The organism is Thermicanus aegyptius DSM 12793, assembly GCF_000510645.1.
Lineage (GTDB): Bacteria > Bacillota > Bacilli > Thermicanales > Thermicanaceae > Thermicanus > Thermicanus aegyptius.
In genome coordinates this window covers 2835100-2848649 of the sequence record NZ_KI783301.1, presented here as the reverse complement: position 1 = coordinate 2848649, position 13550 = coordinate 2835100, and the positions used below count along the sequence as shown (strand labels likewise).

At 49.5% G+C, this 13550-nt stretch carries 16 protein-coding genes; 13 read left to right on the top strand and 3 right to left on the bottom strand.

Annotation, left to right across the window (positions count from 1 at the left end; all coding sequences use genetic code 11):
• Positions 1–42 precede the first annotated feature (42 nt).
• Genes phnE (THEAE_RS0115180) through phnC form a run of 3 tightly spaced genes read right to left on the bottom strand, consistent with a single transcriptional unit; the run spans position 43 to position 2386 of the window.
• Complete coding sequence (gene phnE / locus THEAE_RS0115180) at positions 43–837, bottom strand: phosphonate ABC transporter, permease protein PhnE (protein WP_005587971.1); 795 nt, start codon at positions 835–837, stop codon at positions 43–45.
• Positions 834–1622: a phosphonate ABC transporter, permease protein PhnE gene (phnE, locus tag THEAE_RS0115175; protein WP_005587972.1), complete on the bottom strand. Its 789-nt coding sequence runs from the start codon at positions 1620–1622 to the stop codon at positions 834–836. Before phnE (THEAE_RS0115175) ends, phnE (THEAE_RS0115180) begins: the two co-directional genes overlap by 4 nt.
• Positions 1619–2386: a phosphonate ABC transporter ATP-binding protein gene (phnC, locus tag THEAE_RS0115170; protein ID WP_028988067.1), complete on the bottom strand. Its 768-nt coding sequence runs from the start codon at positions 2384–2386 to the stop codon at positions 1619–1621. Before phnC ends, phnE (THEAE_RS0115175) begins: the two co-directional genes overlap by 4 nt.
• Positions 2387–2775: 389 nt before the next feature.
• Here phnC and THEAE_RS0115165 point away from each other — a divergent pair, with 389 nt between their 5' ends.
• The 13 genes from THEAE_RS0115165 (at position 2776) to sufB (ending at position 13532) form a co-directional block, all read left to right on the top strand.
• Positions 2776–4014 (top strand): MFS transporter, encoded by a 1239-nt coding sequence (locus THEAE_RS0115165; RefSeq protein WP_052330061.1) that lies wholly within the window; start codon positions 2776–2778, stop codon positions 4012–4014.
• Positions 4015–4103: 89 nt separating this feature from the next.
• On the top strand, positions 4104–4850 hold the full coding sequence (locus THEAE_RS0115160) for a glucose 1-dehydrogenase (RefSeq protein WP_005587975.1): 747 nt from the start codon (positions 4104–4106) through the stop codon (positions 4848–4850).
• 78 nt (positions 4851–4928) lie between these two features.
• Positions 4929–5726 (top strand): DUF2797 domain-containing protein, encoded by a 798-nt coding sequence (locus THEAE_RS0115155; RefSeq protein ID WP_028988065.1) that lies wholly within the window; start codon positions 4929–4931, stop codon positions 5724–5726.
• A gap of 31 nt (positions 5727–5757) precedes the next feature.
• Positions 5758–6126, top strand: a complete 369-nt coding sequence (locus THEAE_RS0115150) for a Spx/MgsR family RNA polymerase-binding regulatory protein (RefSeq protein WP_005587977.1) — start codon at positions 5758–5760, stop codon at positions 6124–6126.
• 35 nt (positions 6127–6161) lie between these two features.
• Positions 6162–6446, top strand: coding sequence for an ArsR/SmtB family transcription factor (locus tag THEAE_RS0115145; RefSeq protein ID WP_028988064.1), 285 nt, complete (start codon positions 6162–6164; stop codon positions 6444–6446).
• Between the two features lie 115 nt (positions 6447–6561).
• Positions 6562–7110, top strand: a complete 549-nt coding sequence (locus tag THEAE_RS0115140) for a peroxiredoxin (RefSeq protein WP_028988063.1) — start codon at positions 6562–6564, stop codon at positions 7108–7110.
• Positions 7111–7322: 212 nt separating this feature from the next.
• Complete coding sequence (gene gcvH / locus THEAE_RS0115130) at positions 7323–7706, top strand: glycine cleavage system protein GcvH (protein WP_005587979.1); 384 nt, start codon at positions 7323–7325, stop codon at positions 7704–7706.
• A 30-nt stretch (positions 7707–7736) separates the two neighbouring features.
• Positions 7737–8159 carry a hypothetical protein gene (locus THEAE_RS0115125; protein WP_039945324.1) on the top strand — a complete coding sequence of 141 codons (423 nt, stop codon included), beginning with the start codon at positions 7737–7739 and terminating at the stop codon, positions 8157–8159.
• A gap of 226 nt (positions 8160–8385) precedes the next feature.
• Complete coding sequence (sufC, locus tag THEAE_RS0115120) at positions 8386–9171, top strand: Fe-S cluster assembly ATPase SufC (RefSeq protein WP_005587981.1); 786 nt, start codon at positions 8386–8388, stop codon at positions 9169–9171.
• 11 nt (positions 9172–9182) lie between these two features.
• Entirely contained in the window at positions 9183–10499 is a 1317-nt protein-coding gene (gene sufD / locus THEAE_RS0115115) for a Fe-S cluster assembly protein SufD (protein WP_005587983.1), read from the top strand.
• Positions 10496–11722, top strand: a complete 1227-nt coding sequence (locus tag THEAE_RS0115110) for a cysteine desulfurase (RefSeq protein ID WP_028988060.1) — start codon at positions 10496–10498, stop codon at positions 11720–11722. Before sufD ends, THEAE_RS0115110 begins: the two co-directional genes overlap by 4 nt.
• Positions 11709–12131, top strand: a complete 423-nt coding sequence (gene sufU / locus THEAE_RS23420) for a Fe-S cluster assembly sulfur transfer protein SufU (RefSeq protein ID WP_028988059.1) — start codon at positions 11709–11711, stop codon at positions 12129–12131. The genes THEAE_RS0115110 and sufU overlap by 14 nt, the downstream gene beginning before the upstream one ends.
• A gap of 3 nt (positions 12132–12134) precedes the next feature.
• A complete protein-coding gene (sufB, locus tag THEAE_RS0115100) occupies positions 12135–13532 on the top strand; it encodes a Fe-S cluster assembly protein SufB (RefSeq protein ID WP_005587987.1) in 1398 nt (465 codons plus the stop codon).
• The last annotated feature ends 18 nt before the right edge of the window (positions 13533–13550 follow it).

Sequence of the window (13550 nt, the reverse complement as noted above, 5' to 3'; positions counted from 1 at the left end):
GGCGGGGCAAACGCAATGCCACACCACACTTGCGTCATGATGTTATACGAGCTTTTTACGGAGATAGCCGGAGATGAGGTCTATGAGAGTGACCATGACGATAATCCCGATCAATATAATCCCCACACGATCCCATGAACGCGTGGACAAAGCGAATATGAGCGGAGTGCCGATTCCTCCTGCGCCGATCACGCCCAGAATGGCAGCAGAACGAATGTTGATCTCAAAGCGATATAAGGTGTAGGAGAGAAACTCCGGCATCACTTGCGGAAGCACGGCGAACCAAAGAACCTGCAGACGGCCGGCCCCTGCAGCCGTGAGCGCCTCCATGGGCCCTCGATCCATATTCTCAATCGCTTCCGCGTACAGCTTGCTCAACATTCCAATCGAATGAATTCCTAACGCCATAACACCGGCGAATGCTCCAGGGCCAAGGGCTACAATGAAAAGAAGCGCCATCACCACCTCCGGGAAGGTGCGGATAAAACTTAAGAGAAACTTTCCGGTTGAGGGAATCCATGGATAACGGCTTAAGTTGTTTGCCGCCCAGAATGCGAAGGGAACGCCTAGAATAGCCGAGATGAAGGTGCCCAGGATGGCGATTGCCAACGTATCGAGCAAGCCGCGGAGCAAGTCCTCTCCATCGGGAAGATAAACATAACCCCAATCGGGATGGAGTAAACCATCCAGAATGCTTCTAGTAACCTGCCAGGCCGTCTCTTTGATTCCTTGTAGCGGTATGCCTGAAAAAGCCCATAGGTAAATCCCGAACACGGCAAGGCCGATGATCCATCGATTCCATCCTTTTTTTGGTTTTTGCACCATTTCAGCCCTCATAACAATTTCTCCCTCATCTTCGTACTTATAAAGTCGATAATTAAGACAATCGCCAAGGTAAAGAGAATAATCGTAGAGGTCTTGTCGTAATCAAGAAGACCAAGCGTTCGTTCGTAATAAAGACCGATTCCTCCTGCGCCGACAAGCCCAAGTACGGCAGCGGCGCGAACGTTTACTTCAAATGTATAGAGAAAATAGGCGATAAATTGCGGCAATACCTGAGGGATCACTCCAAAATAAATCCACTGCAGTTTATTGGCCCCCACGGCCGTCATCGCCTCGAGGGGTCCCGGATCGATCGCTTCAATCGATTCATAGGTCAATTTGGCGATGAGTCCTAAAGAAAATAGGGTTAATGACATGATCCCGGCGATCGGGCCGATCCCGAAAATCGCCACGAAGATTGCAGCCAACAAAAGATCGGGGATCGTGCGAATCAGGTTCATCAAAAACCGGGCAGGAAGAAAGATGATGGGTGATTTGACCACATTTTCCGCCGATAAAAAGAAGATGGGAATGGCAAGAATCGCACCGAAAGTGGTTCCCAGAACGGCGATGCGGATTGTTTCCAACATGGCATCAACGATTTTCGGGAAATAGGTCCAATCCGGGGGAAACATTTCGTTTAAGAGCCTGCCCATTTCGGGGATTCCAAAAAACAACTTCGGAAGATCGACCTCAATCTTATATGCGCTTCCCCATAGGAGAAGGAATAAAAGAATCACGGTAAAATAACCTTTGATACGGCCAGGTTTTTGGGGCCTGCTTGGGTGATTTGATCTCATCCCTTCACCCCCAGCAATTCCTCTTTCGCAATCGGCCTGCCATAAATCTCAGCAAATACCTCATCCGTCGCCTCTTCCACCGGACCGTCAAAAACCACTTCCCCAGCCCTAAGGCCGATGATGCGCGTCGCATATTCACGCGCCAAATCGATAAAGTGCAGGTTCACAACCGTTGTGATCCCCAATTCGCGATTAATTCGTTTTAAATCGTCCATCACCTGATGGGTGGTTAAGGGGTCCAGCGAGGCGACCGGCTCATCGGCCAAAATGATTTTCGCCTCCTGGGCCAATGCCCGGGCAATGGCCACGCGCTGTTGCTGACCTCCGGATAGCTGATCGGCCCTGGAATAGGCCTTTTCCAGGATGTTGACCCGTTCCAGAGCTTGGAAGGCTAATTCAATATCCTTTTTGGGGAATCCGAAGATCGTTCTCAGCGTTGAATGATATCCCACCCGGCCGGACAGGACATTGCGCAGAACGGTAGATCGTTTGACCAGATTGAAGTTTTGGAAAATCATCCCGATATTCCGGCGCATCATCCGCAATTCTTTTCCTTTTGCCGCGGTGATCGACTTCCCGTCAATGAAGATTTCCCCTTCGGTAATCTCATGAAGGCGGTTGATGGAACGGAGTAAGGTGGACTTCCCCGCTCCGGACAAGCCCACAATGACCACAAATTCTCCTTTTTTAATGTGGAGATGAATATTTTTTAATCCCACGGTACCATTTCCATACACTTTCGACACGTTCACAAATTGAATCATTCTCTTCCCGCTTTCCCTGACCATTTTGATCCCGACAAAACAGAGATTTTCAGCTTCTCTTTTCATGATTTGGCCGGAATCCCCAACAGTATGATTATACCTGTTTCCTGAGGGCCTAGACAAAACCTAGCCATAAAAATTTACATAAACTTAAACTTCCACATGAGGAGAATGCTCAACGGATGCTCCCGCTTTCTATTCGCTGGAGTTTAAATAGTTGTGGGCAATAACCAAAAAAAATATAGAAAGAGGAACAGTTTCCTAGTATCATTGAAAGTGGCCAAAGCGAAGAGAACTTCAAGCGTGTTTCAAGCGGAAAAGGCTTGCATTTCATTATAAAGAGCGTGAACGCCCCCTTACACAAAGGAGATACTATGAGGAGAAAATATATGGAAAACAGCCGTTACTATACACTTGTTTTTGCAGTCATCGCATCAGGGATAAGCCAGGGTCTTCTCCTCTCTCTCCTCGCCATCATCCTCGAAGAGAAGGGACTTACGGCTTCGGCCAACAGCCTGAATGCCATTGCCATCTATATCGGCGTCCTTCTCTCCTCCCCTTTCATGGAACGCCCTGTAAAGATGTTTGGATATAAATGGGCGCTTCTTCTAAGTCTCGCCATGATGGGAGCAGGAGCCATCCTCTTCCCGGTGTGGGAGAATTTCCTCTTCTGGATGGGTCTTCGCTTCCTGGTTGGGGTGGGGGATAGCCTCCTTCATTTCGCCACCCAAACTTGGATTCTTACCACGACGAAAGAAGCGGAGAGGGGAATGAAAATCTCCTTTTACGGCTTCTCCTATGGACTTGGATTTGGGATCGGCCCCCTTGGGATTAACCTTTATGCGATTCATCCTTGGTTTCCCTTTCTCTTCCTCTTTCTATCCTACCTTATCGTAGCCTATTGGGTCTTTCGCTTAAAGAACGAGTTTCCCCATCCCGTTTCCGGGGGGAAAAAGGGGGATCAGAGGGGAGGGGTTTCTCCCCCGTCTCCCTCTAGAGGTAGGAAAGCGCTCCTTCGTGAATATAAGGAAACCATTTTATGGGGCTGGTTTGCCCTTCTTCCCGCCTTTTTATATGGATATTTGGAATCCACGTTAAACAATAATTTTCCTGTTTATGCCCTGAGAGAAGGAATTACTCCGGCGTGGATCTCCCTCCTTCTTCCCGCCTTTATTGTGGGAGGCCTTCTTTTTCAGATTCCATTGGGGATATGGAGTGACCGCTGGGGCCGGAAACGGATGATGGTCGTTCTTTTTCTTTTGGGTGGAATGAGCTTTCTCCTGATCCCGATCGCAGATCGTTCCTTTTTCTTTCTCCTGTTTCTCTTTTTCATCTCCGGGTCTTTCGTTGGGTCCAGCTATTCCTTAGGTCTCGCATTCGCGGCCGATCTTCTCCCTCGTAGGCGGATCGCCAAAGCCAATATCCTCTCCAGCCTTCTTTTTGGCGTGGGCAGCATAATTGGGGCAGGAGTCAATGGGCTGATGCTGGAACATTCCTACCCTTCCCTGATGTTTTATTTTTTAGGGGCTCTCTATCTCTTCACAGGGAGTGTTGGATTTTTTTCACCATCCGGGAGAGGAGATGGATCAGGCGGACAAGACTTATCCCAAGTGGAACGAAATGTATAGAAAGCGGCTTTCGCATCGTTCTTTCTAGTTTTTGCACAGGAAAAGGTATGGTAGAATAAAGAGAAGGAATGATTGGGGAGGGAATGGAAATGTCCTTCGCGGAGAAAGTGGTGATCGTCACAGGCGCGGCCAAGGGAATCGGAAGGCAGGTGGCATATGCCTATGGGGAAGAGGCTGCTTACGTGGCTCTCGTGGATAAAGACGGGGAAGGAATAGAAACCCTTGCCTCCGAGATGAAGAGAAAAGGGCAGGTGGCCTATCCAATCCAGGCCGATTTGGGGGATCCTGACCAGATCTCGTTGGTTGTGGAGAAAACGGTGGAGCGATTTGGCAGAATCAATATTTTAATCAACAACGCGGGAATTGGGATATGGAAGTCGCCTTATGAATTAACGGTACAGGAATGGGATGAGGTGCTAAACGTTAACCTGCGCGCCCCTTTTCTGATGGCCAGGGAAGCTGCGAAGCGGATGAGGGGAGGAGGAGGGGGGGCGATCGTCAACATCGCTTCGACCCGAGCGTTCATGTCGGAACCCAACACCGAATCCTATTCGGCCTCCAAGGGGGGGATTGTTGCTCTCACCCATGCGTTAGCCATCTCTTTCGCACCCGACCGGATACGGGTAAATGCGATCAGCCCAGGCTGGATCGAAACCGGGAATTACCAATCACTTAGGGAGATGGATCATCGCCAGCATCCGGCAGGGAGAGTGGGGAAGCCGACCGACATCGCCAAGGCTTGTCTCTTCCTGACCGATGAAGAGAATGATTTTATTACGGGGCAGAACTTCATCATCGATGGGGGCATGACGAAAAAAATGATTTATGAACCCTAGGATTTCAACCCACGTTTCATCGAGATGGGGGCGGATAGAGATGAAGCCTGGAATGAAGAATAAAAAAGGGGGAGAAAGATGGAGGCACAAGGGATCTTGCAGGGGCTCTCCCATCAATATGATCAACCTGTCCGCTATACCTTAAACTTAACCACCGAGCAGATCATGCTAAACCCATATGTGGGCAAAGAGATCTCTCTCCAATATTTAGGAGAGATTCGCTGTATCGCCTGTGGGCGGAAGGTAAAAAAGACCTATAACAACGGCTATTGCTATCCTTGCTTTACTCAACTGCCGGAAAACGATCTTTGCATTGTAAAACCCCATGAATGCCACTATGAGAAGGGAACCTGCCGTGATCCTTCCTTCGGTGAGAGCCAATGTATGGTTCCCCACTATGTCTATTTAGCCGTTTCCAGCGATGTGAAAGTGGGTTTGACCCGGAAAACGAATGAGATAAAACGATGGATTGATCAAGGGGCGGTTAAAGCCATCCCCATCGCGGAATTACCGACACGGAAGAAAGCGGGGGAGTTGGAATGGCATCTATCTCAATATCTTCCGGACAAAACCAATTGGCGGAAAATGTTAAAAGGGGAGATGGAGGAGAAGGATCTTTTGCGGCTGCGGGAAGAAGTACACCGTCTTTTTCCTCCGGAATATGATCGTTATAAAGTGATGGAGGGCGAGGAGAGGGTTTTTGATTATCCGCGGGAAAAAATTCCGGAGAATCTCGTCTCCCTTCACTTGGAGAGAGAGGGGGAAATTCGTGATCGGCTCATCGGGATGAAAGCCCAGTACCTCATCTTTAGCAAAGGAGTTTTTCATGCAAAGAAATATGCCGGTTATCTGATCCGCTGGACGGACGACGTATGAGAAAGAATTTATGATGATGGAGGATTGAAGGATGCTGAAAGCTTATCTCTACCCACAATGCGGGACAAGCCGAAAGGGGAAAAAATGGTTGCAGGACAATGGCATTCCCTTTGAGGAAATTCACATCGTAAACAACCCTCCCTCAAAAGAGGAACTGAGGCGATATTGGAAGCAGAGTGGCCTCCCCTTAAAGAAATTTTTCAACACTTCCGGGGAACTCTATAAAGCGCTGAATCTGAAGGAGAAACTTCCCCACTTAAGCGAAGAGGAACAGTTGGAACTCCTCTCAACCCAGGGCAAGCTGCTGAAACGCCCCATCATCACCGATGGGGAACAGGTGACAGTGGGATTCGATGAAGAAATTTTTCAACGGACATGGCACAAAGAAAAAAAATCATGATGCCAAGGTATGCATAGAGGGTGGGGTATTAAAGAATGAATCAACAAAAGGAAAGAGAGGAAGATTTTGTCCAACTTTGTAAAGCCCTTGGGCATGAAACCCGCTTCGCCATCATTCGCCTCCTCTTGGAACGGAAGAAGTTTTGTGGCGATTTGGTTCAGGAACTTAACCTGCCCCAGTCAACCGTTTCCCATCACTTAAAGATCCTGAAAAACTCCGGTTTGGTTGTGGCGGAAGAGCAGGGGACCTGGGTATGCTATGAAGTAGATTTAAAACGCATGGGCGAGATGAAGCGATTTTTGGAACAACTCATTGTTTGATTTTTTATCAATAATAATTTTAAATAAGTATTGACTTTAACAAGAAAGTTCGCTATTCTTTTTTATGGGTGAAAACACCACCTACATATTTTCTGAAAAGAAGGAGGAGTACAGGATGGCAGAACGGTTAGTGGGCAAACCCGCTCCAGCCTTTACTATGGAAACCGTATCGGGGGACGGGGAAAGCTTCGGTCAGGTTTCTTTGTCGGATTACAAGGGGAAATGGCTCATCTTCTTCTTTTATCCGATGGATTTCACCTTTGTCTGTCCGACGGAGATTACCGCATTAAGCAATCGTTATGATGAATTTAAAAAATTAAATTGCGAGGTTCTCGGCGTATCGACGGATAGCAAGTTCTCCCATCGCGCTTGGATTAAAACTCCGGTTGAGGAGAATGGCCTTGGGAAGATACAATATCCCCTCGCTTCCGATAATACCCACCAAGTTTCGAAAGAGTACGGGGTGTACTTTGAGCCGGATGGGACTGCGATGCGCGGCCTTTTCATCATCGATCCGGAAGGGGTTATCCGTTACCAAGTCGTCTCCGATGATGCCGTTGGGAGAAGTGCCGAGGAAACTCTCCGTGTCCTTCAGGCTCTCCAATCCGGAGGACTCTGCCCCGCAGATTGGAAGCCGGGTCAGAAACACCTCGTGGCGAAATAAGAGGAAGACCCATCGATCGTTAAAAAGTGTGCCTTTACAAGGTGCACTTTTTTGTTTTCCATTCTATCCGTTCACTACGTTGATCAAGAAATCGATCCGGAAGGGGAAAGCCCCCTTCCTTTTTTCGATTGAAAAATCTGCTCAAGAAAAGTATCATTAGGATGTACGCCAAGCACAGGAAAATAACCAAAAAAGCCGGGAGGAGGCTAAGGATGAGTATTCCGCAAAATCTAAAGTACAGCAAAGAGCATGAATGGGTGCGCGTCGAAGGGAATATCGCCTACATAGGTATCACCGAATTTGCCCAATCGGAGCTGGGGGATATTGTCTTCGTGGAGCTTCCTGAAGTAGGGACCGAATTGACCCGGGATGAATCCTTCGGCAGCGTGGAATCGGTAAAAACCGTGTCGGACATCTACGCTCCCGTAAGCGGCAAGGTGATTCGGGTCAACCAGGAATTGGCCGATTCTCCGGAATGGGTAAACCAATCTCCCTATGAGAAGGCGTGGATGGTGGCCGTCGAGATGAGCGATCCGTCGGAATTGGACCTTCTTTTAAGCGCCGACGAATACGAAGAACATATTCGTGACCATTAGGATAGAATGGTTCGGGAACGGGTGAAGAGGATGGATCATTTCTTTTGCTGCGGCGCATCAATGACGGGGTCGATCGGAGCGATACGGACGGAGAAAGTCTTCATGGACCAGGTTCCCATCCTCTATTGCCCCGTTTGCAAGGCTGTGATGGTGCATCCCTATGTCTCGGAGGAATTTGAGCTGTTAAAGGAATTTGCCGAAGGGGATCAAGCCTCCCACATCACCTTTACGGACTTTATCGATGTAGATTGGGAGCGTTTAAAGCGATATACCCTCTTTTGGGATGAAGGGGATTCCATTTCCCTCCTAAAGATGCAAATCGATCATGCGTTAGACCTCCTCATGCAGGCAAAACGAGTGAAAGATGAGAGATGGGAGCAGGAACTAAAGAACCGCCTTAAACATTTAAGCCGCTCTTATACGGCCATGATCGAAAGGACTTCCAATGGATGAAGGAGGCAATCCCCTTCATCTTAAACCGGTTAAATGCCGGTTCTTTTTTTGTGGATATTTAATAAACAAAAACATATAATAAGTTTTGAAATAGAAAATAATGATTGAAAAGAGGCCGGTCTTCCTCTATAATAAGGATATAGCGATTGAGAATCAATTGATAATTAGTTAGCTTTGCTTTATGCTAAGAAAAGATCTATTTTGGCAAATGGAGGATTGGACATAAATGACAGCCCCTCATCTGATCATTGAAGATTTGCACGTTCGTGTCGAAGGAAAAGAGATTATACGCGGTTTAAATTTAACGATGAAAGGGGGAGAGACCCACGCCATCATGGGGCCGAACGGTACAGGAAAGAGCACGTTGGCTTCGGCGCTTATGGGGCATCCTAAATATGAAGTGACAGGGGGAAAGGTTACTTTGGATGGGGAAGATCTGTTGGAGATGTCCGTGGATGAACGGGCCCTGAAAGGTCTTTTCCTCGCCATGCAATACCCCAGCGAAATTAGTGGGGTAACCAATGCCGATTTTCTTCGCACAGCGATCAATGCCCGCAGGGGAGAGGGAAATGAAATCTCCGTCATGAAATTTGTTCGCCAATTGGAGAAAGCAATGAATCAACTGGAGATGGACTCCAGCATGGCGAACCGCTACCTCAATGAGGGCTTTTCCGGCGGGGAGAAGAAGCGGAATGAGATCCTGCAAATGATGATGTTGGAGCCTCGCGTCGCCATCCTGGACGAAATCGATTCAGGACTGGATATTGATGCCCTAAAAGTGGTGGCGAACGGTGTAAATTCCCTTCGGTCTCCGGAGCTCGCCTTGTTGGTCATCACCCACTACCAAAGGCTCCTTCATTATATCGTACCTGACTTTGTCCACGTTATGATGCAAGGAAGGATTGTCAAATCGGGTGGGCCTGAGCTTGCGGAACGGCTGGAGAAAGAAGGGTACGATTGGATTAAGGAAGAGTTGGGCATCGTAGATGAAACCGTAGGCCAGGAAGCGTAGGGGGTGAAATCATGATGATTAAAGATCGCATCACTCCTCCTTTTGAGGCAACCTATGGTGAAGGGGAGATTTCCCGTTATTCCGAGAAGATGGGGGAACCGGAATGGATGCGTTCCCTTCGTCTTGAGGCGTTCTCTAAGATCTCTTCCCTCCCCCTACCCGACGTGGGAAAGAGGAAGGTGGATACGTGGAATTTTTCCCGTTTTCTTCCTTTCGTGAAGGGTGAAAGGGGAAGGATTGAGGAGAATCTCCCCTCCGACCTGGCCCGACTAATCCGGGAAGAAGACGAGAACCTGCTGATTCAGGAGAATGGAAGCACGCTCTACCATAGGATCTCCCCAAAGCTAAAGGAGCAAGGGGTTCTATTCATGAGCTTGGAGGAGGCGCTCATCGAACATTCCGACTTGGTACGCCGTTATTTCATGAAGGCGGGCGTATCCGAAGGGGATGACAGGTTGACCGCCCTTCACGCAAGCCTTTGGAGCGGAGGGATCTTCCTATATGTTCCCGCCAACGTGATGATTGAAGAGCCTCTTCTTGCCCTCTTTAACCTGACGGGAGAGGGGGTTGGAATGGTTCCCCATGTCATCCTCGTGGCGGAGGAAAACAGCCTCATCCGTTACGTGGAATCAAGGATTTCCGAGGGAGGAAGTGCGGTTCATAACGGCATAACGGAGCTTTATGTGGGTCCTGGGGCAAAGATTCAGTTTGCCGGGGTATACCGTTTCGGAGAAGGGACGGTTGACTATCATAAAAAAGTGGCTCGGGTGGAACGGGATGGCCAGGTGGAATGGAACCTGGGAGAGATGGGGAGGGGGAATTCCCTCTCGGAAAATGTAACCTTTCTCTTAGGGAACGGAAGTTCGGCAAGATCTCAATTGATTGGCATCGGAACAGGGGAGCAGCAGGGACACTTCATTTCCAGGGTGATCCACCATGGGAAGAATACAGAGAGCGATATCTTGGAAAAAGGGGTTCTCCTGGACCATGCCACTCAAGTTTACAGTGGGATTACCAAGATTGAAAAGGGTGCGACGAAGGCGAACGGCGAACAGACGGAACGTCTCATGATGCTTTCCAAAGGTTCCCGGGGAGATGCCCATCCCATTCTTCTCATCGATGAAGATGATGTAAAGTGCGGACATGCAGCCAGCGTTGGCCGCATGGACGAGACCCAACTCTATTACCTCATGTCCCGGGGAATTTCCCGGAAAGAAGCGGAACGCCTCATTATCCACGGTTTCTTAAATCCGGTCGTAGAGGGAATTCCTCTTCCAAGGGTTCGGCAGATGCTGAAAGAAGCCATAGAAGGGAAGCTGGGAGGATGAACATTGAAGAAATCCGCAAACAATTCCCCATTTTGCAGGAGAGAATTCATGATCATCCCCTCGTCTATTTAGATAGCAGTGCTACTTCCCAGAAACCTCTCTCTGTGCTGAAGGCGATGGAGCTTTATTATCGGGAATATAACTCCAATGTGCACCGGGGCGTTCATACCCTGGGGAATAAAGCGACAGAAGCCTATGAAGAGGCGAGAGAGAAGGTGAGGCGTTTCATCGGGGCGAAGAGCTCTCGTGAAATCATCTTCACCCGAGGAACCACTTCCGCTCTCAATCTGGTGGCTCATGCTTATGCCCGGCGTTTCTTGAGGGAGGGGGACGAAATCCTCCTCACGCCCATGGAACACCATGCCAACCTCATCCCCTGGCAGCAGGCGGTGAAAGCGGTGGGGGCCACGTTGAAATACATCCCTTTGGGGGAGGACGGGACCCTTTCGATGGAGGAGATCCGGAAGGCGATCACCCCCCGAACCAAACTGGTGGCAATGGCTCATCTCTCCAATGTTTTAGGATGCGTCAATCCGATCCGGGCGACGGCGGATCTGGCTCACCGACACGGGGCGATCATGGTGGTGGATGCCGCACAAAGCGCTCCCCATCTTCCCCTGCGCGTTCAGGAGCTGGGGGCGGATTTCCTCGCCTTCTCAGGGCATAAGATGTGTGGCCCTACAGGCATAGGCGTTCTCTACGGGAAAAAAGAGCTGCTGGAGAAGTTGGAACCCGTGGAATACGGCGGAGAGATGATCGATGTGGTGGAGCTTTATGATTCGACCTGGAGGGAGATCCCCTGGCGTTTTGAGGCGGGCACGCCCATGATCGCAGAGGCGGTAGGGCTTTCAGCCGCCGTCGATTTTCTCTCTGAAATCGGGATGGAGGAGATCGCCGCCCATGGAGAGAGATTGGCAAAGTATGCGTATGAGCGTCTGCAGGAGATTCCTGGGGTTGCTCTTTACGGTTCTCCGAAGAATCGCCACAGCCTCGTCACCTTTAATGTAGAAGGGGTTCATGCCCATGATACCGCCACGGTTCTCGATGCAGAAGGCATCGCCGTGCGGGCGGGCCACCATTGTGCCCAACCCCTCATGCGTGCCCTGGGCGTATCTGCAACGGTACGGGCCAGCTTCTATCTCTATAATACGGAAGAGGAGATCGACCGCTTGGTGGAGGGAATTGCCAAAGTAAAGGAGTACTTCGACTATGTCACTCGATGATCTCTATCGCCGCGTCATTATGGATCATTATCAACATCCGAGAAATAAAGGAATTAAATCAGATGAAGGGATTCAAGTTCATCTCCATAATCCTTCCTGCGGAGACCGAATTACCTTGCAGCTTCTAATGGAGGGGGATCAGGTAAAAGAGGCACGCTTTGAAGGAGAAGGTTGTTCCATCAGCATGAGTTCCGCATCGATGATGACCCAGGCGGTGAAAGGATTGACGAAGGAGGAAGCCCTTCGCAAGGTAGAGCAATTCTCCTGTATGATGATGGGGGAAGGAGAGGTGGAGGACTTGGGGGATTTGGAAGCCTTGCAAGGGGTGTCCAAATTCCCGGCGCGCATCAAATGTGCCACATTAGCCTGGAAGGCTTTGGAAAAAGGATTGCAGGAAAAGGAGGAATGAAGGATGGCAAAGAAAGCTCCGGTCTTATCCGAATACCAATATGGCTTCCATGATCGGGACGTGTCCGTTTACCGGACCCGGCGGGGTCTAAACCGGGATGTAGTACTGGAAATCTCCCGGATGAAGGGGGAGCCGGATTGGATGACCCAATTTCGATTGAAATCCCTGGAGATCTTTTTCCAGAAGCCCCTTCCCAAGTGGGGTGGAAATCTGGAGGAGATCGACTTCGACAACATCACCTATTATGTAAAACCTTCCGAGAAACAGGGGAGAAGTTGGGAAGAGGTCCCGGAAGAGATTAAAAACACGTTCGATAAGCTAGGCATCCCGGAGGCGGAGCAGAAATTCCTGGCTGGGGTTTCCGCCCAATATGAATCGGAAGTGGTCTACCACAACATGCGCAAGGAATTGGAAGACCGCGGCGTCATCTTCATGGATACCGACTCCGCCTTAAAGGAGCATCCGGATCTGTTTAGGCGGTACTTCGGCACCGTCGTTCCGCCCACCGACAATAAATTTGCGGCCCTAAACAGCGCCGTCTGGTCGGGAGGAAGTTTCATCTACGTTCCGAAAGGGGTAAAGGTGGATATCCCCCTTCAAGCTTATTTCCGCATCAATTCGGAAAACATGGGCCAATTTGAACGGACATTGATCATCGTTGATGATGATGCCTTCGTCCATTATGTCGAAGGTTGTACCGCTCCCATCTATACCACCGATTCTCTTCACAGCGCCGTCGTAGAGATCATCGTGAAGGAAAGGGCCCGCTGCCGTTATACCACCATTCAAAATTGGTCCAACAATGTGTATAACTTGGTGACGAAACGGGCCGTGACCGAAAGAGAGGGCCACATGGAGTGGGTGGACGGCAACATAGGCAGCAAGCTCACCATGAAATACCCTGCCGTCATCATGAAAGGAGAGGGAGGAAAAGCGGACGTTCTCTCCATCGCCGTTGCCGGAAAGGGGCAGCATCAGGATGCGGGAGCAAAAGTGATTGCCCTTGCACCGAACTGCACCGCAACCATCACTTCCAAATCTTTAAGCAAAGATGGGGGAAAGGCGACCTACCGGGGTCTGGTCTCTTTCGGAAAGAATGCCGATGGGTCCAAGGCCAACGTGAAGTGTGACACCATCATCCTTGACAACAAGTCTACCTCCGATACGATTCCTCATAATGAAATCTTGAACGAAAATGTGACGCTGGAACATGAGGCCACCGTCTCTAAGGTGAGTGAAGATCAACTCTTCTATCTGATGAGTCGGGGATTAAGTGAACAAGAAGCAACGCAGATGATTATCATGGGCTTTATCGAGCCTTTTACCAAGGAGTTGCCGATGGAGTATGCCGTTGAGATGAATCGGCTCATCAAGTTCGAGATGGAGGGAAGTATAGGATAAGCTTGATTTTGTGCGGAT